General features: G+C 41.0%; 17 protein-coding genes. 16 read left to right on the top strand and 1 reads right to left on the bottom strand.

What is annotated here, in order from left to right; all coding sequences use genetic code 11:
* The first annotated feature begins 80 nt into the window (after positions 1 to 80).
* The 7 genes from smc (at position 81) to HMPREF3182_RS05575 (ending at position 11,893) form a co-directional block, all read left to right on the top strand.
* A complete protein-coding gene (smc, locus tag HMPREF3182_RS05605) occupies positions 81 to 3,638 on the top strand; it encodes a chromosome segregation protein SMC (protein ID WP_062486045.1) in 3,558 nt (1,185 codons plus the stop codon).
* 1 nt (position 3,639) lies between these two features.
* Entirely contained in the window at positions 3,640 to 4,560 is a 921-nt protein-coding gene (gene ftsY, locus HMPREF3182_RS05600; RefSeq protein ID WP_062486042.1) for a signal recognition particle-docking protein FtsY, read from the top strand.
* Between the two features lie 13 nt (positions 4,561 to 4,573).
* Complete coding sequence (thiM, locus tag HMPREF3182_RS05595) at positions 4,574 to 5,401, top strand: hydroxyethylthiazole kinase (protein WP_062486040.1); 828 nt, start codon at positions 4,574 to 4,576, stop codon at positions 5,399 to 5,401.
* Between the two features lie 165 nt (positions 5,402 to 5,566).
* The gene (locus HMPREF3182_RS05590; RefSeq protein WP_062486037.1) at positions 5,567 to 6,175 is read left to right on the top strand and encodes a TetR/AcrR family transcriptional regulator; all 609 of its coding nucleotides are present in this window, start codon (positions 5,567 to 5,569) and stop codon (positions 6,173 to 6,175) included.
* Positions 6,144 to 7,304, top strand: coding sequence for an efflux RND transporter periplasmic adaptor subunit (locus HMPREF3182_RS05585; protein ID WP_062486034.1), 1,161 nt, complete (start codon positions 6,144 to 6,146; stop codon positions 7,302 to 7,304). The genes HMPREF3182_RS05590 and HMPREF3182_RS05585 overlap by 32 nt, the downstream gene beginning before the upstream one ends.
* 4 nt (positions 7,305 to 7,308) lie before the next feature.
* Positions 7,309 to 10,422, top strand: a complete 3,114-nt coding sequence (locus HMPREF3182_RS05580) for an efflux RND transporter permease subunit (protein WP_062486031.1) — start codon at positions 7,309 to 7,311, stop codon at positions 10,420 to 10,422.
* 133 nt (positions 10,423 to 10,555) lie between these two features.
* Entirely contained in the window at positions 10,556 to 11,893 is a 1,338-nt protein-coding gene (locus HMPREF3182_RS05575; RefSeq protein ID WP_007392420.1) for an MATE family efflux transporter, read from the top strand.
* Between the two features lie 307 nt (positions 11,894 to 12,200).
* Here HMPREF3182_RS05575 and HMPREF3182_RS05570 read toward each other — a convergent pair whose 3' ends face one another.
* The gene (locus HMPREF3182_RS05570; RefSeq protein WP_062486029.1) at positions 12,201 to 13,109 is read right to left on the bottom strand and encodes a fumarylacetoacetate hydrolase family protein; all 909 of its coding nucleotides are present in this window, start codon (positions 13,107 to 13,109) and stop codon (positions 12,201 to 12,203) included.
* Between the two features lie 199 nt (positions 13,110 to 13,308).
* Between HMPREF3182_RS05570 and deoD the strand changes: the two genes are divergently transcribed.
* The 9 genes from deoD to holA all read left to right on the top strand — a co-directional run bounded on the left by deoD (position 13,309) and on the right by holA (position 23,165).
* Positions 13,309 to 14,016, top strand: a complete 708-nt coding sequence (gene deoD / locus HMPREF3182_RS05565; protein WP_062486026.1) for a purine-nucleoside phosphorylase — start codon at positions 13,309 to 13,311, stop codon at positions 14,014 to 14,016.
* Between the two features lie 14 nt (positions 14,017 to 14,030).
* The gene (gene queD / locus HMPREF3182_RS05560; protein ID WP_007392424.1) at positions 14,031 to 14,360 is read left to right on the top strand and encodes a 6-carboxytetrahydropterin synthase QueD; all 330 of its coding nucleotides are present in this window, start codon (positions 14,031 to 14,033) and stop codon (positions 14,358 to 14,360) included.
* Positions 14,350 to 14,982: a radical SAM protein gene (locus HMPREF3182_RS05555; RefSeq protein ID WP_062486022.1), complete on the top strand. Its 633-nt coding sequence runs from the start codon at positions 14,350 to 14,352 to the stop codon at positions 14,980 to 14,982. Before queD ends, HMPREF3182_RS05555 begins: the two co-directional genes overlap by 11 nt.
* Before the next feature lie 112 nt (positions 14,983 to 15,094).
* Positions 15,095 to 16,450: a Trk system potassium transporter TrkA gene (gene trkA, locus HMPREF3182_RS05550; RefSeq protein ID WP_007392408.1), complete on the top strand. Its 1,356-nt coding sequence runs from the start codon at positions 15,095 to 15,097 to the stop codon at positions 16,448 to 16,450.
* A gap of 1 nt (position 16,451) precedes the next feature.
* Complete coding sequence (locus tag HMPREF3182_RS05545) at positions 16,452 to 17,891, top strand: potassium transporter TrkG (RefSeq protein ID WP_062486019.1); 1,440 nt, start codon at positions 16,452 to 16,454, stop codon at positions 17,889 to 17,891.
* 9 nt (positions 17,892 to 17,900) lie between these two features.
* Positions 17,901 to 19,355 carry a TrkH family potassium uptake protein gene (locus tag HMPREF3182_RS05540; RefSeq protein ID WP_062486016.1) on the top strand — a complete coding sequence of 485 codons (1,455 nt, stop codon included), beginning with the start codon at positions 17,901 to 17,903 and terminating at the stop codon, positions 19,353 to 19,355.
* A 170-nt stretch (positions 19,356 to 19,525) separates the two neighbouring features.
* Positions 19,526 to 20,062, top strand: coding sequence for a ComEA family DNA-binding protein (locus HMPREF3182_RS05535; protein WP_007392406.1), 537 nt, complete (start codon positions 19,526 to 19,528; stop codon positions 20,060 to 20,062).
* A complete protein-coding gene (locus tag HMPREF3182_RS05530; protein WP_062486012.1) occupies positions 20,059 to 22,143 on the top strand; it encodes a ComEC/Rec2 family competence protein in 2,085 nt (694 codons plus the stop codon). Before HMPREF3182_RS05535 ends, HMPREF3182_RS05530 begins: the two co-directional genes overlap by 4 nt.
* Positions 22,140 to 23,165, top strand: coding sequence for a DNA polymerase III subunit delta (holA, locus tag HMPREF3182_RS05525; RefSeq protein ID WP_062486009.1), 1,026 nt, complete (start codon positions 22,140 to 22,142; stop codon positions 23,163 to 23,165). The genes HMPREF3182_RS05530 and holA overlap by 4 nt, the downstream gene beginning before the upstream one ends.
* Positions 23,166 to 23,188 lie beyond the last annotated feature (23 nt).

The raw sequence follows: 23,188 nt of genomic DNA, 5'->3' as shown, positions 1-23,188 counted from the left end.
GGTCGTATTTGTTATAATAAGCAATATAGTTGCCCCTACTGTATCAGGGGTTAAGCGAGGGATAGAAAGAGGATAGAGCAGTGCAATTAGTCAAAATGGAATTACGCGGCTTTAAGTCATTTGCCGATAAAACAACACTTACGTTTGATCAGGGGATAACCGCCATTGTAGGACCTAATGGCAGTGGCAAAAGTAATATTTCTGATGCCCTGCGTTGGGTGTTAGGTGAACAGAATGTCCGTCAATTGCGGGGGCAAAAGGCCGAAGATATTATTTTTGCTGGTACGACGATAAGGCGACCGTTGGGTGTTGCTGAAGTTTCTTTGTATTTTGATAATAGTGAGCATGTGTTAGATATTGATTTTACGGAAGTGGTGGTCACACGTCGTTTGTTTCGTTCAGGTGATAGTGAATTTTTGTTAAATAAAAAAGCTTGTCGCTTGAAAGATATTCATGCGTTATTTGCGGATACGGGTATCGGTCAAGATTCGATGGCGGTGATTGGGCAAAATCGCGTGGATCGTATTTTAAATAGTAAACCGGAAGAACGTCGGATTATTTTTGAAGAAGTTGCTGGAATTACGAGGTTTAAGAGTCGCAAAGAGGAGGGTTTGCGAAAATTAGCGGATACTGCCAGGAATTTAGAACGGGTTGGTGATTTGCGGGCGATATTGGAAGATCGATTGGCACCGTTAAAAATGGAACGAGATAACTTAGTGCGTTTTCGTGCATTAGATAAGGAACGGTTGGCCTATGAAGGTTCGCTTACGTTGCAAGCCTTGCGTAATAGTGAAGGTTTGTTGGAAAAAGCCGAACGGAGCAGGGAAGTGGTTCAGCAGGAAATTGAGCATGGGCAACAGCTGATTGCCGAAGTAGAAACGCAGCGGCAGAGCGTATTACAACAGATTGCAGGTGATACGGAGCAAGCGAAAAAATTAGATCAGCAGGTGTTGCAGGTTCATAATGACTGGGAGAGTTTAAAAGAACGGAAAGAGGCATGTATTCAGCGCCAAGCTATTTTAGTAGAACAGATGAAAGAAATTGAAGAGGAAAAACAGACCTTTGCACATAGAAAAGAGGTGTATGTAAAACGGGTAGCTGCACAAAAACAGCAAATGGCACAACGGCAACGGGCGTTACAGTCGGCAAAACAGGGGTTGGCATTATTGCAAGGGGCGTTAGGAGAAGCGGAAGTAAAAGAACAAGCTCTCGCACAAGCGTTAGGACAGCAACGGAATAAACGCATTCAGTATGAGCAGGAAAAAGAATTGCTTGCTCGTGATTTAGTGCATCTGCAACAGCAAATAGAGGCCCTAGGGAAGGATAAGGAAGAAGCGTCAACCGCTTGGCAGTCGGGTTGCCAGGAGCAAGAACGGTTGCAACAGTCGTATGATGCATGGGTAGAGAAAGAAAAGAAGCTGTACGATAGGTCTGTACAGTTGCAAGCAGCTGTACAAATAAAGGAGAATTTATTGAGAAAATCGCAACAGCAGTATGATAAGGTCTATGAACGATATAAAAAAATACAGCAAGTGTTAGTAGAAAAGACACAGCGTGTGCACGTGTTACAAAGCATGGAAGAGGCCTTTGAAGGGGTTGGGCGAGCCGGTAAGGTTGTTTTTGCGGCGGAAAAAGAGTCGTGGCATCAATCGCTGTGCGGTATGGTTGGTAGGCTTTGTTATATTCCTTCTGCTTATGTAACGGCAATTGATATCGCCTTGGGTAATGCCGCAACTTTTATTATCATTAATAACGAAGGGGATGCAAGGCAAGCTATTGCGTATTTGCAAAAGCAGAAGGCTGGGCGAACTACGTTTTTACCTCTCGATCGGATACAGCCGCGGCATCCTTCTAACGTGGAACTAGCAGCGGTAAAAGAAGAGGGCATTATCGGTTTTGCCCATGAATTATTGACGTATGACGAACGTTATGCTGTGGTTTTTTCTTCTTTGTTAGGAAAAACGATTGTTGCGTCTTCTGTTGATATGGCGGCGAAAGTTGCACGTAAATATGGACAACGGTTACGCATGGTATGTCTTGATGGCACGCTGTTTCATCCAGGCGGTGCGATGACGGGAGGTAGTATGGGGCGGCAAGAGGGATCGCTTGTACGGCGTCATGCTTTGGTTTGTTCATTAGAGCAAACCTGTAACACCTTGCGGACTGAGGGCGAAATGGTGGAAGCGAATGTTTCTCAGCAAGCTCAAGCACTTGCGACTATACGGAGTCAATATGAGGACATACAGCAAGCACAAGATGTTTGTGAAAGACAATTGCACGATATTTCTTTACAGCGTATGCATGCAGAAAAAGATAGGCAGTTACTGCAAGCACGTACACACGACTTGCAACAACGCTATGAAAAAATAGATCAAGAAAGGCGTACGGTGCAGGCGATGGTAGTGGCAAAGGAAGAAGCGTTGCATCAACTGATAGATTTTTCTGAAGAGGATGGAGATGATTTGCAGCATCAACGTAAAGAAGTACTTGCGGCGATACAGCAGTATCGACAGGATTTAACAGAAAGTCAGGTCGCTGTGGCAACTTTGGAAGAGCAAATTAAACAGGGGGAAAGACAAGGTGTAGAGGCAGTACAACGACAGCATGATTTGAAGGCTGATGAAGCACGGCTTGGCATCAGATATGAGCAAGGGAAAAAGCAATTAGAGGAAACGGTGCAGATACTTCAAGATTGTACGGTTACGATTGAACGAAAAGAACAGGAAGTACAGGAAAAAGATAAGGAAAAAGAGCAGTTTTATCGTATTCGCCAAGGTCATTTTGAGCAGAGTAGTGCGTATGATGCACAATTAGCAGAATTGCGTTTGCATGTGCAGGAATGGGAAGAGCGGTTGCATCGAAGTGAGATGAAGATAGAAAAGTACAGTGCTGAAATTCGTCATTTTGAAGCGTTGCTGGCTCGACAAGGTTTTACACGGCAACAGGCAATGGAGCAGAAAAAAGAGGGCTCTTTACAAGCGTTACAACAACAGGTGCAGGTATTACAACAGCAATTAGCGACATTAGGGGTGGTCAATCCGAATGCAGAAGAAGCATATCAAACGGCGCTTGAACAGCAGAAATTTTATGATCGCCAATGTGAAGACTTAGAAGTTTCGCGGCAACAGTTGCAACATCTTATTAAAGATATTGATGCAGCTATGGCCTTGCAATTCAGTCAGGCTTTTGACGTGATAGGAAAGCATTTTCAAACGATTTTTAGTCGGCTTTTTGGTGGGGGTATGGCTCAGTTAGTCTTGTCTGATGAAAAAGAGGTCTTGCAATCGGGGGTAGACATGTTGATTTCACCACCAGGAAAGAAAAAACAAGCCTTGTCCCTTTTATCAGGAGGAGAACGAGCGTTGACTGTTATTGCGTTATTATTGGCCTTTTTAGCATATCATCCGGCACCTTTTTGCTTTGTTGATGAGGTGGATGCAGCTTTAGATGAAGCGAATGTTGAACGGTTAGCTCAGTATCTGCAAAAATATACAGATAAAACGCAATTTATTGTCATTACGCATCGGCGTAAGACAATGGAGGCGGCTAAGACGTTACAGGGAATTACGATGGAAGAAAAGGGTGTATCTCGGTTAGTAAGTATAAAAATTGATGATATTATGAAAGAAGGAACATAATATGGGATTTTTTTCAACGTTAAAAAAAGGATTAGAGAAAACAAAACATTCGTTATTGCAAAACGTAGAATCGGTTGTCTTAGGATATGCTAAGATTGACGATGAAATGTATGAAGATTTAGAAGCGGTTCTTTTAACCAGTGATGTTGGTATGGATACAACCGATTACATTTTGCAGCAGATTCGTTGTGGTGTAAAAAATAAAGAAATTCAGTCGGGAAGCGATGTCATTCCTTATTTGGAAAAGTGTATTACCGAATTGTTAAAAGAAAATAATACGCCCGTTACATGGACTAATGGAACGCATGTGATTTTTGTTGTTGGTGTAAATGGTGTAGGAAAAACAACGACGATTGGCAAGTTAGCGAACTATTATTTACAGGAAGGAAAAACGGTTATGGTCGCTGCAGGGGATACATTTCGGGCAGCTGCATCGGAACAGTTGACTATTTGGGCGAATCGTGCGAATGTGCCAATTATTAAACATAAAGAAGGGGCAGATGCGGCAGCTGTTGTTTTTGATGCTACAGCAGCAGCCAAGGCACGTGGTATTGATGTACTTTTGGTGGATACAGCCGGGCGATTGCATACGAAAGCGAATCTGATGGAAGAATTGCGGAAAATGGCACGTGTGGCAGGAAAAAATATTGAGGGTGCCCCGCATGAAACGTTACTCGTGTTAGATGCTACGACCGGACAAAATGCGGTGCAACAAGCGGCATTGTTTGGGAAAGTAGTTCCTCTTACGGGTGTCGTTTTGACAAAATTAGACGGTACGGCGAAAGGTGGCGTTATCTTATCGGTTAAACGTACGCTCGGCGTCCCTGTTCGCTGGGTTGGTGTTGGTGAAGGTATGGATGATTTACGTCCCTTTGAGGCAACTCAATTTGCGGCAGCATTGTTTGACAAAGCGGAAGCATAACGGGGGATAGCGTATGGAGAGAGGAAAACGAATACAGCATATTTTGATGGAGGTTGCACAGGCACGGGAACGGGTGCGGCAACAAAAGCCACTTATTCATGAAATAACAAGTCCTGTGACGATGAATGATTGTGCAAATATAACGCTTGCTCTTGGTGCTTCGCCGATTATGGCAGAAGAGATACGGGAAGTTGCCGATGTGGTAAAACAAGCGAAAGCCTTGTTGCTGAATATGGGGGTTTTAAAAAAGGAACGTCTACGTGCTATGTATTGTGCCGCCGAAGTAGCGATAGAACAACATATTCCGATTGTATTGGATCCTGTCGGTGTGGGTAGTACGTTGTGGCGAACAACAGAAATACGGGCTTTTTTGCAGACTATTCCTGTGTCGATTATTAAGGGAAACAGTAGTGAGTTATATTGTTTATTAGAAACGACCCATGCTGGCACTAAGGGCGTGGATGCACAGGATGAGATGCAATTAGAGCCGTCATTTTGGCAGGATGGGGCAGCATATTTGCATGCGACTTTAGGGGTAACGGGAAAGAATGATGTTGTGGCTGATGCAACAGGGGCGATCTTTTTACAAAATGGGTGTGCCACGTTACCCTATGTTACTGGTACGGGGTGTATGATTGGTGCCTTGGCAGCTGCTTATAGTTCGGTTGCTACGCCATTTATTGCTACCGCGGCGGCGATTATGTCGATGGCCATAGTAGGCGAACAAGCAGTAGGATGCGGTCCTGGGAGTCTACATGCGACGTTGTGTGATGGTATATATAGTTTAGATAAAGATAGTTTTTTTCAATATGGCCAAATTACTACCCCTATGAAGGTATAGGAATATAAATAATAGTATAAATGAAGAACGCTTTTTACAAGTATGTTACGTAAAAAGCGTTTTTTTGTGTAGTTACCTTTGTTGACTTTTTTTTACATAAAGCGTAAACTAGATTGTGGTACTGAGTTTTATGAAAAAGTTTTCCCAAATAGAGGAGATATTTACATGGAAGAAACAATACAACAGCGAATTTTATCAGAAGCTTTGTTTTTGGTGAATACGCAAGGGGCTGATTTTCATATAGATGAGCTAGCTAAGCGGTTACATATCAGTAAACGCACGGTGTATGAACATTTTACATCGAAGCAAGATATCATTTGGCAATCCTTAGTTGCTTTTGCGGATGAGTTATATCGAGAACATAAAGCATTATTAGAGGATACGACATTACCAACGGATGAAAAAATGATGAAATTTTTTCAGATGTCATCAAGGCAAGCACAGGTATTTTCTGTTCGCCATATGAATGTATGGTTATCACGAGTCCCAGAAGTACGAAAAAAATTACGGATTATGGTTAATCGAGATTGGGAGATCCTTGAATTATTGGTAGCACAAGGTCAAGATGAGGGAATCTTTCGCACGTTTGATATTTCCTTGTTTATGCATCTTGTCAAGAATGCCGCTGCGGATATATTGGATTATATGGATGAAATGGAACATGAGTATTCGTTTTTTTCCTATATGACAAAATGCTTAGATATGCTTTTATATGGAATTAAGGTGAATGGGAGGATGTGCGATGAGCGGAAACCGAAAAGGGTTGATAAGTAGTGTAATAGCTATTGTTATGGTTTGTATGTTAAGCGGTTGTGGTGCACCGGCTGGTTTGCCAAAGGGGCCGATTGCGGTGAATACTTATGAGGTCACAGCTGAAGAAGTGACGTTGCAAGATGAGTATAGTGGCATGGTTATTGCGGCAGAAAAGGTACCGATACGAGCGAATGTATCCGGGCGGATCGTAGAAAAATATGTGCAAGGTGGGCAAAATGTACGGGCAGGACAACCGCTCTTTCGGCTAGATAAGCGTGATCAAGAAAATGCACTCGCCGTGGCAAAAGCAGAAGCGGCACGTGCCAAAGCTGTCTTAGCCAATCAGGCGTTGAATTATCATCGATATCAGCAATTGAGTAAGCAACATGCCGTTTCTACACAGATGGTTACAGATCAAGAATCCTTGATGCGGCAACAAGAAGCGGTTGTACAAGCTCAAGAAACACGCGTACGAGCAGCTCAAGACACGCTCGCTGATACGGTGATATATGCTCCTTTTACGGGCGTATTAGGGGTGGATGATGTACCCGTAGGAACGTATGTTACGGCTGGAAATACGCCTGTCGTTACGATTTCTTCAACCGATCCCGTATTGGTTTCTTTTTCCTTGGGAGAGGAAGCGTATTTGCAGTGGGCAAAAGGTAATATGAATCATAGCACGTGGGGACAAGCCTTACAATTACGCCTTTCTGATGGCAGTATGTATCCAGAAAAAGGACGAGTTGTACAAGTTAATCATAGTATGGAAGGTAGTGCTGGTTCTGTTTTGATCAAAGCGTCTTTTGCTAATCCACATCATATCTTGATTCCTGGGTTATATGGTACGGTCATAGCCTCTCAACCAGTGCGTCAAAAAGTGCTGTTAGTACCGCAACGAGCAGTACAACAAACGCTCGGGAAATATTTTATTTCAGTCGTCGATGCGTCTAATAAGGTACATACGAAAGAAGTACAACCGGGTAAAAAGTATGGTGCGTATTGGATTATTCGTTCAGGCATTCAAGCAGGCGATATTATCGTTGTCGATGGTTTTCAAAAAATGAAGGGGGTCGATTTATCTTTTCATCGGTTAACCAAGGCGGATATTGATAAGAAAACTGTTTCTATTGGCGAGATGAAGGAGGGGTAATTACGTGATATCTAAATTTTTTATACGTAGACCTATTTTTGCTATCGTTATATCCCTCATTATTTCTATTTTGGGTTTAATTGCTTTGGGTACCTTGCCCGTTGCTAAGTATCCGAATGTAACGCCTCCACAAGTACGTGTATTTACACGGTATATGGGGGCAAATGCGGAAGTTATTAATGCAACCGTTGCTAGTGTACTTGAAAAGCAGTTAAGTGGTATTGACCATTTGGTTAGTATCGAAAGTATGGGCAATGACATGGGACTATATTCGTTGCAGGCACAATTTGAGCCAGGCAGTAATGTGGATATGGATGTTATTAATATGCAAAATCGCATTCAGCAAATTGCTCCCTTGTTACCGCAAGAAGTAGCACAGGCTGGTATTTCGGTACAAAAATCGACAACTTCAATGGCGATGGTGTTTGCTTTAGTATCGCCGCATGGAACATATGATCCTATTTTTATGAAAAATTACGCGTCGCAGTATTTTTTAGATACGATAAAATCAATTCCTGGGGTAGGGAATGTACAAGAATTTGGTTCGGATTATGCTATGCGGATTTGGCTCAATCCAATGAAAATGGGTATTTTTAAAGTTACTCCCATGGAAGTAGTGAATGCTTTACGCACACAAAACGCACAAGCTGCTGTGGGTATGGTGGGTGCTCAGCCAGGACAAGTCGATGGTATTTATCAATATCCCTTACGAGCGAATGGCCGCTTGCAATCGGTGGATGAATTTAAGCATGTTGTTATCAAAACAAACCCTGACGGTTCACCTATTTATGTAGGGGATATTGCCAGCGTGCAATTAGGTGCACAAGATTATTCGATGGAAAGTAATGTCAACGGACATCCCGCGATGGGATTCATGGTTTCGCTTACATCTGACGCTAATGCTATGCAGACTGTAGGGGAAATCAAAAAAGTATTAGAAAAAGAACAAGCTCGCTTTCCTGATGATATGAATTATAAAATTATTTATGATAGTACTGTCTTTGTGAAAGCATCTATTGAAGAAGTACTTAAAACATTTGTTGAAGCATTGTTGTTGGTCGCTTTGATTGTCTTTTTATTTTTGCAAAATGCACGGTCTACATTGATCCCGCTAATTGCTGTTCCCGTTTCGTTATTAGGGACGTTTGCTTGTTTTACCGTATTGGGGTTTTCCATTAATACGCTTACGTTATTTGCTATGGTCTTAGCGATTGGTTTGTTGGTAGATGATGCGATTGTCGTGATTGAAGCGGTGGTCTATGAAATGAAGTATCATAATCGAACGCCGCGAGAGGCTACGTATATAGCGATGGAAAATGTACAAAAACCTGTTATTGGTGTAGCTTGTGTACTAGCAGCCGTCTTTGTACCAGTTGCATTTTTAGGCGGTATGAGTGGTGTATTATATCGACAATTTGCCTTGACAATTGCCGTATCTGTAGGTATTTCAGCTTGGGTGGCGTTGACATTAACACCGGCACTTTGTCCATTATTGTTACGACCACATGAAAAACGTTCGACACCGCATGTGGGGGTACGCTTTTTTATATGGTTTAATGATAGAGTAGAACGTCTTATAAATGCGTATGGAAAGCGGTTAGTACAGATAAAAAATCACTTGCGTTTAAGTCTGGTAGTCTTAGTTGTGATTAGCGGATTGACAGCGATGTTGTTTATATCGTTGCCCAAGGGATTTGTTCCACCCGAGGATAATGGGTTTGTTATTTTAAATATGACATTGCCAGAGGGAATGTCGCAAGAAGAAACCCAAAAAGTGGGCTCTGCCTTTAGTAAATGGGTACAACAGCAGCCAGGCGTGGCTAATATGCTTAATGTAGTAGGGTTTAGTGTCTTGGCGGGTGGCCCTAAGGCGAATGGGATGACTTCCTTTATTGGTATGGATGATTGGAAAAAACGGCCTGGTTTGGAATTATCTTCATATATGCTTGTGGGTAAGATAATGAAACAAGGCATGGCTGTTCCAGAAGCGACTGTGTTGGCAATGAATCCGCCTCCGATTGATGGCATGGGAACGTCTTCGGGTTTTTCATTACAAATTGAAAACCGTGGCGGTCATACTATTGCTGAATTAGGACAGACAGCGCAACAATTTCTTGAAAAGGCAAAGGAACGACCGGAAATAGCGGCAATTTTTACCGCCTTTACAAGTGACACACCGGGGTATGAATTAATGCTTGATCGGCAAAAGATTGCCCGTGAAGGGGTAAATCTTAAAGAATTATATCAGACACTGCAAATTTTTTATGGTTCCTATCAAGTAAATGATTTTATGATGTTTGGGCGTAACTTTAAGGTGTTCGTTCAAGCTGCTTCGGATTATCGAGGTCAAATTACGGATCTGTCGCATATCTTCGTACGCGATAAACAGGGAAATATGGTGCCTATACAACATTTTGTTACACCTTCTCCTATGGGATCTGCTTCCATTATCACTCGTTTTAATAATTATCCAGCGATTAAATTGCAGGGAATGCCAGCTAAAGGATATAGTTCAGGCGATGCGTTACAAGCTTTGCGTGAGGTTGCACAACAAACCCTGGGTGAAGGTTATGCGTATGAATGGAGTGGTATGAGTCGGGAAGAAGTAGAAGCAGGGAACAAGACTATATATATTTTTGCTTTAGCACTACTTTTTGTGTTCCTCATTTTAGCGGCATTATACGAAAGCTTTAAGGTACCGTTTGCCGTCTTGCTTAGCGTGCCAACGGGGTTATTTGGTGCATCTCTGTTTGCGTATGTATTGCATTTGCAAAATAATATTTATTTCCAAATTGGTATTTTAGCGGTGATTGGGTTGTCCGCAAAAAATGCTATCTTAATTATTGAATACGCAAAAGTACGGGTAGAAGAAAGAGGGATGGATATCGTGTCGGCCGTGATTGAGGCGGCAAAGATCCGTATTCGACCTATTGTCATGACGTCGCTTGCTTTTATCTTTGGGGCTATCCCATTGATCGTGGCATCGGGAGCTGGTGCTTCTTCACGTATTACTATGGGGATTACTGTCGTTTGTGGTACATCCATGGCGACAATATTAGGGATCTTTTTCATTCCTTTATTATTTATCATTGTGCAACGAATAAAGATTCGTATATAGATAGTATAAGAAAAGAAATGAATTATCTAAGGATAATTCATTTCTTTTCTTCTTCTTGTGGAGCGATGGAAAAGGAATATTTGTGATATAATAGTACTGCTATCCAAATAGAGGGGATAGGAAAGGAGTATGTATGGTAAAAAGTATGACATCGGGGAATCCTTTACGCCTAATGCTTGCGTTTATGATTCCCTTATTAATAGGAAATTTATTTCAACAATTTTATAATATTGCTGATGTCATTATCGTTGGTCGGACAATCGGTGTAGAAGCCTTAGCTGCCGTAGGTGCAACTGGTCCAGTTTTTATGGCACTGCTCGGTATCACGGTAGGCTTATCGGCAGGGTTTACAGTCATTACGGGGCAGCATTTTGGGGCAGGTGATCACAATGGCGTACGGCGTAGTTTTGCTATGTCCTTACTGTTATCCATTATTTTCAGTATTATTCTTACGATAGGTATGGTTTGGAGTATGCCCTATGTAATGCATTTTATGAACATTTCCCCCCAATTATATGATAATTCCTATCACTATATTATTATTATTGTCTATGGTCTAATTGCAATGATGCTATATAACTTGTTATCGAATGTTTGTCGAGCCTTAGGCGATAGTAAGACTCCTTTATATTTTTTAATTCTTTCATCGGTCATTAATATTATTCTAGCCTTATTGTTTATCATTCAATTTGGTTGGGGCGTAGCAGGTTCGGCGATCGCCTTGGTTATTTCACAACTTATTGCCACAGCAGCTTGTTTTGGCTATATGTATAAACGCTTTCCCTTACTTCGCTTTCATGTATCTGATTGGCAGTGGGATACCTATTTTGCTTGGCAACACTTGCGTCTAGGTATACCTATGGCGTTGCAATTTGTCATTATTAGTTTGGGTATTTTAGCTGTGCAATCTGTTTGTAATACGTTTGGACCAGAAACGATTGCTGGCTTTGTTTCAGCTACACGGATGGAACAACTAGCCATGCAACCGATGATTTCATTTGGTATATCAATGGCTGTATATACGGCACAGAATTACGGTGCAGGCAAATATGAACGTATACGTCAAGGCGTTCATCAATGTTCGCTTTTATCGTTTGGATTTTGTGTGATTGCCGCTGTGAGCATGTTTTTATTAGGGCATGATGTCGTTCGTTTGTTTACGACGACTTATGATCCTTTATTGATGAAACAAGCTATGCTATATGTTTATACATCCGTTCCTTGTTATATCTTTTTGGGACAAATTTTTGTTTATCGCAATGCTTTACAAGGGATGGGCATATCTAGCGTACCTCTCGTTAGTAGTCTATTAGAATTATTTGTTCGCGGAGGTGCGGCCTTTGGGTTAGCCACTATTTGGGGGTATTGGGGAATTTGTATGGCCAGTCCGTTATGTTGGATCATTGCTTGTTTCTTTACAGGGGGATGTTATATGTATGTTCAACATACGATGAAAAAAGTAGGAAAATAATAAATTAATAGAAAAAACATTTTTTGTTAATAATAGAAAATGATGTTAACTTTGGGCTTATAAACATATATTCATATGAGGTATGTGGACATGGTTTGAAAAGATCTAAACGCAGTTCAAACCGCATTTAGATTATATGGGAGTTGTGAAAATAAATAGATACATGTGTACTTTATTTAGCAAATGATAGCAGTGATATAAGCACAGTCTTTTTACTAGGTAACCAAGCGAATAGAGTATGGTAAAAGACCTACCATGTGTAGTTGCACTAGGTAGGTCTGTGTGTCATGCTATTTTTGCTTTTTATTTATTCGATGGTGTTGGTTAAGGTACCGATAGCGGATATGTTGACGCTTACCGTATCGTGTGTTTTCAGATAGCGTGGTGGGTTAAAGCCCATGCCAACACCTGAAGGGGTGCCTGTTGCGAGTACATCTCCGGCCATCAAGGGCATGCCTTGCGATAGGGTATGAATTAAGTGGGCAATAGAGAATATGCATTCTGCCGTTGAGGCATCTTGCCGTAGTTGTCCGTTTACTTCAGTGGTAATGGTAAAGGAGGAAGGTGCAGCATCACGCAAGAGGAGGTAGGGCCCCATGGGACAGAAGGTTTGCAGGCTTTTGCCGAGAAACCATTGTTCGTGATTGCGTTGTAAATCGCGTGCAGTAATGTCGTTGAGGATGGTAAAACCGTATACATAGTTCATTGCTTCGGCTTCGCTGATGTCGATGCCTGTTTTGCCAATGATGACGGCCAGTTCCCCCTCGTAATCGAGTTCTTTTGTAATTCCTTTATGGGATTGAATGATTTCGTTTGTGCCAATTACGGAGGTGGCCGCTTTGGTAAAAATTACAGGATGGGTTGGCTGTGGTGCTAGCTGGGGTGCTAGGTCTTTTAATTCGTCAATGTGGTCACTATAATTTTTTCCTACACAGAAGATGTTTCTTTCTACTTCAGGAAAGGGGGCTAGTATTTGTACTGTGTCTAAGGCAATAGGTGAAACGGCTTTTGTTGTTTCGTTTTGTTCCCATGCACTGGCTAGTGCTAATAGTCCGTCGTTACCTAAACGTACAAATTCTAATAGTGTTTCTGGAAGGGGAATGAAAAATGCTTCTTCTAAGGAAAAGGCACTATAAATGCCGGTTTCGTCTTCAGTGAGAACGCCCCACTGCGGATATCCAGCAAACTCAAAGGTTGCTAATTTTTTTATGCCCATGATTAAGTCTCCTTTTACTAAGTATAGTTAGGTTATTTGTATCAGTATTATAACACATGTTTTGTAGATATGGGTATTGGACAGGACAATTTCTCGTGTGGCTAGATTAATTTACGGGAATAACTATCGTTGTAGAAAAAATGTGTTATAATACTTCATATACAGAAAATGGTGATGGATATTCTCAAGGAGGTTAGATATGAGTTTACATATTGCAGCGACAACGGGACAAATTGCTGAAACGGTATTATTACCAGGGGATCCTTTACGTGCTAAGTATATTGCAGAAACCTTTTTAAAGGATGTTATATGTTATACGGATATACGTAATATGTTAGGGTTTACGGGTACATATAAAGGTAAGCGAATTTCTGTACAGGGAACGGGAATGGGTATTCCTTCTATTTCTATTTATGTGCAGGAATTAATTCGTGAATATGGGGCAAAACGGTTAATTCGCGTAGGCACGTGTGGGGGGATGCAAAAGGATATTCCTTTGCGTGATGTGGTGATAGCCCAAGCAGCGACTACCGATTCGGGGATTATTCGCAATATTTTTGGTCCATCTATTCAGTTTGCTCCGATTGCTAATTTTGAGTTGCTACGGAAGGCGTATGATAACGCCATAGCGGCACATATTCCTGTACGGGTAGGAAATGTTATTTCAGTTGATCGCTTTTATGATGATGAAATTGATAACGATAAATTGTCTGCTTACGATATCCTTGCGGTAGAAATGGAAACAGCTGGGTTATATGTGTTGGCCGCTAAGTATGGCGTTGCTGCGTTGGGATTATTTACGGTTAGCGATCAGTTGATTACTAAAGAAGCTTGCACTCCCGAAGAACGACAGCTTTCATTTAATAATATGATTCACATTGCCTTGGATACGGCTATTGAAGAGTAGGGGGCAATACGTGTATGTTTACGGTTAGAAAGCGACTGGAAATATCTGCTGCACATCAGTTGCATTTAGATTATGAGAGTAAATGTCGTCATTTACATGGCCATAATTGGATTATTTATGTTACTTGTCAAGCGGCTGAATTAAATGAACAGGGTATGATCGTTGATTTTAAGCAAATTAAAGAATTGGTGCATGGTAAATTGGATCATCAATATTTGAATGAATTGTTTCCCTTTAATCCTACGGCAGAAAATTTGGCTAAATGGATTTGCGATACGGTGCCTTATTGTGTAAAAGTGGAAATACAAGAAAGCGAAGGGAATGTGGCTATCTATGAAAAATAAGTTGTATATTAATGAAATTTTTCATAGTATTGATGGTGAAGGTAGGCGAGCTGGTGAGCTCGCCTCTTTTATTCGATTATGTGGGTGTAATTTGCGTTGTATTTATTGTGATACAACCTATGCTTTTGCTGAAGGGCGGTCGATGGACGTTGAAGATATTGTAGCGGCTGTCCGTTATCGGAATGTTACGCTGACTGGTGGTGAGCCATTATTACAACCGATTCATGGTTTATTGCAAGCACTTTCGGCACAGGATGTTAATATTGAAACAAATGGAAGTGTCGATATTTTACCTTATATGGTATATCCACATGTTTGGTTTACTATTGATTACAAAGGTCCGTTTTCGCAAATGGAAGAAAAAATGTATGCACCTAATTTTCGGCATCTGCGATCGCAAGATGTGTTAAAATTTGTAGTTGGGTCATATCAAGATTTAGAGGTAGCACGTATATTGTGTGAAGAGGTGCAACCTACATGTGCTATTTATGTTGGGGCTGTGTTTGAAACGTTAGCACCACGTGATATTGTAACATATATGGAGCGGTATTCATTGACGTCATGGCGGTTACAATTGCAGATGCATAAGTATATTTGGCCACCTGATATGCGGGGTGTATAGCTATATTGTATTGTGATGGCAAGGGGAACTGTTTTTACTTGCTTTTACATTGGTAAAAAGCGTATGATAGTAGCCAGAGAAAGGGTTTATATTCGGTATAGGATGTGTTGAGGTGAGCAGTTTGCGTATAGTTATTATTGGGGCAGGTAAGTTAGGATATACGATTGCCGAGCTTTTATCTAATGAAGATTTTGATGTCGTTGTTGTCGATCATGACGAAGAACGATTGGAAGTGATAAAAAATAATTTGGATGTGTTAACGATTGCGGCTAATGGTTCGAGTCCGTTGACGATGAATGATCCAGATATTCGTGGCGCCGATATGCTGATTGCGGCTACGGCTGTTGATGAAGTAAACATGGTTGCTTGTATTTTAGCTAAAAAGCACGGGGTGAAGTATACGGCTGCTCGTATTCGTGATATGGAATTTATGTCGGAGGCACGAGAGTATTTAAAAGAAAATTTTGATATTGATCGTTTGTTAAATCCTGAATTTATTACGGCAAAGGAAATTAATCGCATTTTGATGACGCCGGCCGCACTTAATGTAGAAGATTTTGCCAATGGCAAGGTGCGCATGTTAGAAACGAAGATGTCTTCTAAGTCGGCACTGATTGGAATTCCTTTTAAGGATTTGGCTATTCCAAAGAATATATTGGTTAGCATGATTTTTAGAAACAAGAAAATGATTATTCCCCATGGTGATGATCAATTAATGCCTGATGATAATGCGTATTTTATTGGGGAACCGAAGGGGATAGAGGCGTTTAGTAAGGAGTGGCTCAAGCATGATGTAACACGGATTAAACGAGTCATGATTATCGGGGCTGGGCGGACTGGTCGTTTTTTAGCACCGTTACTCGATCAACAGGATGTGGATGTAAAGATTATTGATAAGGATAAGGAACGAAGTTTGCTTGTAGCGGAACATTTACGTAATGGCATGGCTATTTGTGGTGATGGGACGGATATCGATCTGTTAGAACAAGAGGGAATTGCTGTGGCTGATGCGGTTGTTTGCGTAACTGATGATGATCGGTTGAATTTAATGCTAGCATTGATTGCAAAACATTTAGGTGCAAAAAAAACGATTGTGCGCGTATCACGTATGGAATATGCTGATTTGATGGAAAAAGTAGGGGTAGATGTGGTGCTTTCAACGCGGTTGTTGTCGGCAAGTGAAGTTTTAGCGATAGCACGGCAAGGCGGTGTTATTTCGGTGTCTTTGTTAGAAGGCGCTAAGGCGGAAGCCGTAGAAGTGCAGGTTCGTCAGGGGGCTCCCGTCGTGAATAAGCGATTAATGGATATTAACTTGCCAAAAGAATGTTTGGTATGTGCGTATGTACGTGACGGCAAAACATATATTCCTAATGGTGCGTCGACACTTATGGAAGGGGATCGGGCGATTCTTATGATGGAAATGGCGCATTCGCAAAAGGTCATGACGTATTTTAAAGGTAGGAATTAAGATGAACAATCGATTGTTTTTCTTTTTATTAGGACGGATGTTATGTATTGATGGGATTGTTTTTTTGTTTCCCGTTGGGATTTCCTTTTTCGTTGGTACGGAGGGGTTATTTTTGCCTTCTTTTTTTGCCGCATTGGTTTTAAGTGTAGGCTGTATATATTATGGTCGCCATCATAATAAACAATGTAGTGTCCGTGAAAGTGCTTGGTATATGGGCGTGATCTGGATGGTGATGACGGGGTTAGGCATGATTCCCTTTTTTTTGACAGGGCAGTACAGTGTGGGCGATGCGTTTTTTGAAAGTGCTTCGGCATGTACAACAACGGGTATCGTCTTACATCCTGTGTATATTCAGCAGATAGCTGTGCTTGGCATATGGCGAGGTGTATTAACCTGGCTAGGTGGATTGCATTTTATACTCTTGCTGGCAACGATTATGCCTCAGGTAAGTGGCTGTTTCGGATTATTTTTGTCAGCTCGTCAACGTATTCATTTTAGTCCCTTGTTTCATCAGCTGGATGGGCGGGCAAAGCGATTGGGTTTTCTTTATGTTTGTTTTACGTTACTCATCATAAGTGGTTATGTGCTTTGTCATATGCCGTTACAGGATGCATTAGTTCAGGCGTTATTGACAGTTTCCATGGGTGGTGGTTATCAGACGCTAGGTACATATGCACATATGCCTGGTGTGCTTGGTGTGACGAGTATAGGTATGTTATTGGGGGCAGGAAATTTTTTGCTTTTTAGTAAAGAAATGAGATATGAACGCCTTAAAGATATGTTTTGTGATATTGAATGGCGTGTGTTTATGGGACTAATCCTTTGCGGTGGTTTAGGTATTGCTGTCGTCTTGTATCGCATATGTTCTTATTCGATGATAGAGGCTATAGAATATGGATTATTTCATACATTGTCGTTTTTATCAACGAGTGGTTATGTGCTTACGGATGTAGCAAAGTGGCCAGATATGGCCGTGTTTATCTTGTTTATTAGTGCATTTATTGGTGGCGGTATGGGATCGGTTACAGGTGGTTTGCGGATTATACGTTGTATTATTCTCATAAAGGTAGCAATTCAAGAAATGAAGCGTACTTTACATCCTCGCATGGTATTGCATATATCGGTCAATAAAATGCCCGTGGAAATGCAAATTATGAGTCGTATATTGACGTATTTTTTCTTGTTTGTAGCGGTTTTTTTCGTTTCGGCATTGGTTATTTCTTTAGGTGGTATATCTCCTTTAACCGCCATGGGTTTATCGATTGGTGCTCTTTCTAGTACAGGGACGACTGTGTATCTATTTAGTCATGGAGATATTGTTTTTTTACCTATGTGGGTAAAAGTATATAGTGCGTTGTTGATGATAATCGGCCGGATAGAAATTTTTTCCTTTTTTATCATGGTACATACGGGAATACAATATCTGCGGCGGCAGTGGTAGGAGATAGGCATGGATAGTAAAGTAGTTATATATGTATTAGGCAATTTATTGACAGCCGTAGCAATTACGCTTTTTTTACCCCTTGGTGTAGCCTTGTGGTATGGTGAAAGTTGTTGGTTCACTTTTGGTATGACGATTCTTATTGCTTTTGGTATCGGCAGAGGTTTTCGGCTGTATGGTACGGTTATTCAGCGTTCGTTGAGTGTGCGTGAGGGGATTGCCATTACCACCTTAGGTTGGGTTGCAGTTGCTTTAATTGGTATGTTGCCGTATATATTAGGTCATTATTTGGGTGTGATTGAAGGTTGGACGGAAAGTATTTCTGGCTTTTCTGGTACGGGGGCAACGGTTATTTCTGATGTATCACTTATTCCTCAAAGTGTATTGCTTTGGCGGAGTGAAACGCATTGGTTAGGCGGTTTGGGAATTATTGTTATTTTCATTGCTTTTTTACCGCAATTAGGACATGGTACGGTGCATATGTTCAATGCGGAAAGTACGGGACCATCGTCGTCGCGTTCGTTGCCTCGTATTAGAGAAATGGCACAAGCGTTATTTATCGTTTATGCAATATTTACGGGGGCAGTGTTTTTGGCACTTTGGGTCAGTGGTTTATCGCCGGTTATCGCTTTAAATCACGCTTTTTCTACGATTGCTACGGGCGGATTTTCGCCTTATAATGATAGTGTCGCCCATTTTCATAGTCCCTATATTGAAGGGATACTTATCGTCTTTATGTTGCTTTCGAGTGCAAATTTTGGGATGTATGTTGCGATGTGGAAACGAGGGTGGCGTGTTGCTTGGGAGAACACGGAATATCGATGCTATTTGGCGTTGGTTGCTATTGCTACGCTTACCATTGCTGGCAATATTATGATGGTTATGGATGTACCGGGGATTACGGCGGTACGACAAGCATTATTCCAAGTGGTGTCATTGTCTTCTTCAACTGGTTATGTATCAACGGATTTTGATCAATGGCCAAGTTTTTCAAAATTGGTCTTATTATTGTTGATGTTTATTGGCGGTTGTGCTGGTTCAACAGCTGGTGGTTTTAAAGTTACGCGTGTGATGTTGTTAGGGCATTTGCTACTGAACACGATACGGCAAAAAATTCATCCTGGTGCAGTGATGACGGTATATTCTAATCATGAGGAAGTATCAGCGGATATTGTTCATGGCGTTGCCCGATTTTTTTTCGTATGTGTCATGATTAATGTGGTATGTGTTTTTTTGTTAGTATGGGATGGTGTGCCTCTTTTTGCGGCGATGAGTGTAAGTGTTTCTTGTTTGAGTAATTGTGGACCAGGGTTTGGTATGTTTGGCGCTACGTGTACGTATGCACCCTTACCAGCATTTAGTAAGGTTATTGTGTCCATCGTCATGTTGATGGGACGGTTGGAGTCTTTCACGGTGTTAGCATTATTCATGCCGTCTTTTTGGAAAAGTTATAAAAATTGGTAAAGACGATAACGTAAAAACGTATCCTTAAAATATATTTTTGGGATACGTTTTTTATTTTTATAACGTTGTTATTGGGGTTGTATGAAGAATTGATGAAGTTTTGCCTCTTTCTATATGTTGTTGGTTACAATAAAAGCAAGGATACGTATGTACTGTAAGGAGGACATGTGATGAAAAAATGGAAACTTGGGTTATGTGTGATTGCAATGAGTGTAGTTGGTTTGACTAGTTGGCAAATATACATGTCACAACAGGTTACAGCAAAACCCGTTCCTGTTGTGACGAAACCAGAAGATGGGATTCATTATGTGTTTATTACGGGAGCGGTTCGGCATCCGGGATTATATAGTTTTGATGAAGGCGTGCGTATTGGGGAAGTGGTCCATGCTGCAGGCGATGTGGTGGCCTATGCGGATGTTAGCAAAGTAAATATGGCAGCGACGGCTACTGATGGAAGTCATATTCATATTCCTTATACTCGTCAAGGGGTGCCGAAAGATACACAAGAAGATGATGGATTGGTGAATATTAATCAGGCCGATGAACGAGAATTAAGTACATTATCAGGGATTGGCCCGACCACGGCGAAACGGATTGTCATGTATCGCAATAAAAATGGCCCTTTTACAACTTGTCAGGACATTTGTAAGGTTAAGGGAATTGGACCATCTAAATATGATGAGTTTAAATATTCGATAAAAGTATGAAATATGTCGGCATTAGTATGGCCCTAGCTATGATTGCAGGAATTTTGGGAACTGCATATGGTTTTCCTATTTGGGGGAGCGGTGGAGTTGTCTGTTTAGGGGCGTTACTTTTAGGACGGAAACATTTGCCAACGGCACAGCTTTTTGTGTGTTTGATGTTGATTGCTTTAGGCATAGGGGTAATACGAATTCAATTTGCTGAAAGTGAGTATGCACAGCTGCCATATTATATGATCGGTAAATATATACAAGTCGTAGGCGTGGTGGAAGAGAAAAAAAGAACAATTATAACGAATACGGGCGAGATGACTACGTATATAGTATCGTTGCAAGCACCTTATAAGGGGAAAATATATCTTCGCATACCGGCAGAACCAAAGTATCAAATAGGGGATGTATTGCGGGTGCGTGGAAAGATACAAGCACTTTCGTATTACCAAAATCGAGGTAGTTTTGATCGCTATCATAGGGATAAAGAACAGCATATATTTGGCTCCATGTATATTAAAAAAAACACAGAGGTATTTTATGTAGCAACTCGTTCGGGCTGGCGATATCGTATGATGAATATACGTCAGCAGCTGTATTGGAAGTTTCAGTCCGCCCTTGGTACTAAGGATGCACGCGTTATGAGTGCCTTGTTATTTGGGGGCGAATATGAAACGTTACCCCCATCTTTAGTAGAGTCTTTTGCGATAACGGGTCTTATTCATATTCTTTCGGTGTCGGGTTCACATATGATTTTATTATTTACGATTTTACAATTGATTGGTCGAGGGATAGGTGTAAAAGGGTATTCTTGGTTTTTTGTTGTTGCAACGGTCATGATTATTTATGGTGCATTATCGGGGTTTGTAGCTCCTGTCACGCGTTCTTTATTGATGAGTTTAATCAACGTATATAGCCTCGTAGCTAAACGCGAATATATAGGGGTGCATGCGTTGGGTATAGCTATGGGTATCATGATGCTAAGCAGTCCGTTTATTGTATTTGATTTAGGATTTCAATTATCTTGTGGTGCTACGGCTGGAATCTTGTGTTTTTATTCGCGCATGAAAGAATTTTTTTCTTTTTTACCGTCTTTTTTGTGTGAAACTACGTCGCTATGTGTAAGTGCACATGTATTTATCGTGCCCTTATTATTTAAGGCATTTCAAGCATTTCCCGTTTATTCGTTGGTAGCCAATATATTGGTAGCACCTGTACTAGATGTAGTAATTATATTAGGCTTGAGTGCGGCTGTTATAAGTTTTTTTTCTTTAGGCATGATGCATGTATGTTTAGCCATCGCACAGCCGTTATTGTTGCTTGCTATTAAGGGAAATGATTTTTTAGCGGCCCTGCCATATAGTCGTTATTGGCATGGTGCTTGGTTGGTGCCAGATGTGATTCTTTGGTATGTTTTTATTGGGTGTTTACTTTTTTCTTCTTGGCGTTGTCGTTCCGTTATTTATTCCTTGGTTATGAGTTGTGTGCTCTGGCATATGGTGTTGTGGTGGTATCAGCCAACGTATCGTGTATATAGTTTTGATGTTGGCAAAGATACGGCAATTTGTGTAATAGATAAAGATAATTTAGCTCGATTATGGTATAATAAAGAAAGTCGTAAAACGGCAGAACAAGTCGTATCTACAATAATACCTTTGTTACGGTATGAAGGCGTTTTCGTTTTACAGGAATGCACCCTTACGGGCAGGGAAACGCCGGCGTTAGCTTCCTTATTAGCACCATATATGGACATAGGTGCATCTATCCATCAGTTGAAAAAGGGAGGATGTGAAATGCTTTGTAATCCAGGTATTCCTTATTTCTGGTGGGATGGTATTGGTTTGTATAAGGTGCCGACAGGATCCTGTGTAGAATTATATCGTGCTGATACGGGTAATGTTATTCCCCCAATAGGTGCGGGAGTGTGGATTGTTCATTGTCCGGTTAAGGGTATTCCTGCTTGTACGGCGTGGTTACAAAAAGCAGCATATGAGGGAATTTCTTGCTTTTCGCCAGCTACGACAGGCGAGTTGATTGCTTCATATTATAAGGGAAAATGGTATTTTCAACGATATAAAGGAGTTACCCTATGAACGGAATTTGCTTTGTTTTGGGACAAGAAGAATATTTATTAGAACAGGGGAAAAAGTCTTTTTTACAAGCTTGTTCGACACGGCTAAAAGCGGAGATACGGGTACACACTTATGGCGCTGCGGCAACGATGCAAGAAGTCGTTGAGATGTTAGAGTCAACCGATTTGTTTGGCGGAAAAGATATTGTCATATGGCAACAACCCAGTGTTATACGAGGAAAACACAAAGGGGCCTCGCGAAAAAAATTGACGTCTCAAGAAGAATGGTTTATAGATAAAGTTACTTCATTGGCAGAAACAAGTGGTTTGTTATTCTATATAGAAGGAACAGTCGATGAAAAAGATCCTTTATTTAAGGCACTACTTCCGTTTGCTTCAGTTGTACGTTGCAATCCCTTAGAGGTATCCGATATTCTTACGTTTATACAACAATATCTGCAGCAACAGGGGCATCGTTTATTGCCAGCTGGGAGAACGTATTTGCAAGCATTATTTTCGACATGGGAAACACTCCCTCTTCGTTATATTGTTTCAGAATTAGAACGTTTATGCCTTATCATCGAGCCGCATCAAGATATCCGAAAAGAGGATGTCGATCATTTATTTGTGGATAATATGGATAAAAAATTGTTTACTTTTATGGATTATTTTTTTGCTCAGCAGCAAGAGAAAATACAGCCTTTTTGTGCATCCTTGTTTAATAGTAAACAGTATATAAAAAATTTAGGAACGTTAGGTAGGACCGTGCGGTTAATGATTGCTTATAAGGAATTACAAGCGATGAGGATGGGCGAAAAGCAGCTGTTAGAGATTATGCAAGAAATCAATATGGGAAGACCGATGAGAGGCGAATTATGGCATATTAAACAAAAGGGAAAGAATTGGTCGATTGCATCATTAAGAGCATTATCTCTTTTTTTGTTTCATTTACAGTTTGATATTCGTCAAGGGGTATTATCAATTGACGATATAGAACCCTTGTTGTGTAGTGCATGTAAGCCTAATTATCATAGTATATTATGATAGTGGGTAGGGATAGAAAGGTA

The sequence above is a fragment of the Megasphaera hutchinsoni genome (assembly GCF_001553405.1).
Taxonomy (GTDB): domain Bacteria; phylum Bacillota; class Negativicutes; order Veillonellales; family Megasphaeraceae; genus Megasphaera; species Megasphaera hutchinsoni.
Note: the sequence above shows the minus strand (reverse complement) of the source record. Positions and strands in the feature narration are given on the sequence as shown.

Excerpts from the sequence above, each read along its gene's own strand:
- HMPREF3182_RS05570 (WP_062486029.1), bottom strand. The coding sequence starts at position 13,109 with ATGGGCATAAAAAAATTAGCAACCTTTGAGTTTGCTGGATATCCGCAG.
- HMPREF3182_RS05590 (WP_062486037.1), top strand. The coding sequence starts at position 5,567 with ATGGAAGAAACAATACAACAGCGAATTTTATCAGAAGCTTTGTTTTTG.
- HMPREF3182_RS05535 (WP_007392406.1), top strand. The coding sequence starts at position 19,526 with ATGAAAAAATGGAAACTTGGGTTATGTGTGATTGCAATGAGTGTAGTT.
- HMPREF3182_RS05575 (WP_007392420.1), top strand. The coding sequence starts at position 10,556 with ATGGTAAAAAGTATGACATCGGGGAATCCTTTACGCCTAATGCTTGCG.
- holA (WP_062486009.1), top strand. The coding sequence starts at position 22,140 with ATGAACGGAATTTGCTTTGTTTTGGGACAAGAAGAATATTTATTAGAA.
- HMPREF3182_RS05545 (WP_062486019.1), top strand. The coding sequence starts at position 16,452 with ATGAACAATCGATTGTTTTTCTTTTTATTAGGACGGATGTTATGTATT.
- ftsY (WP_062486042.1), top strand. The coding sequence starts at position 3,640 with ATGGGATTTTTTTCAACGTTAAAAAAAGGATTAGAGAAAACAAAACAT.
- HMPREF3182_RS05585 (WP_062486034.1), top strand. The coding sequence starts at position 6,144 with ATGAGCGGAAACCGAAAAGGGTTGATAAGTAGTGTAATAGCTATTGTT.
- thiM (WP_062486040.1), top strand. The coding sequence starts at position 4,574 with ATGGAGAGAGGAAAACGAATACAGCATATTTTGATGGAGGTTGCACAG.
- HMPREF3182_RS05530 (WP_062486012.1), top strand. The coding sequence starts at position 20,059 with ATGAAATATGTCGGCATTAGTATGGCCCTAGCTATGATTGCAGGAATT.
- HMPREF3182_RS05555 (WP_062486022.1), top strand. The coding sequence starts at position 14,350 with ATGAAAAATAAGTTGTATATTAATGAAATTTTTCATAGTATTGATGGT.
- deoD (WP_062486026.1), top strand. The coding sequence starts at position 13,309 with ATGAGTTTACATATTGCAGCGACAACGGGACAAATTGCTGAAACGGTA.
- queD (WP_007392424.1), top strand. The coding sequence starts at position 14,031 with ATGTTTACGGTTAGAAAGCGACTGGAAATATCTGCTGCACATCAGTTG.
- HMPREF3182_RS05540 (WP_062486016.1), top strand. The coding sequence starts at position 17,901 with ATGGATAGTAAAGTAGTTATATATGTATTAGGCAATTTATTGACAGCC.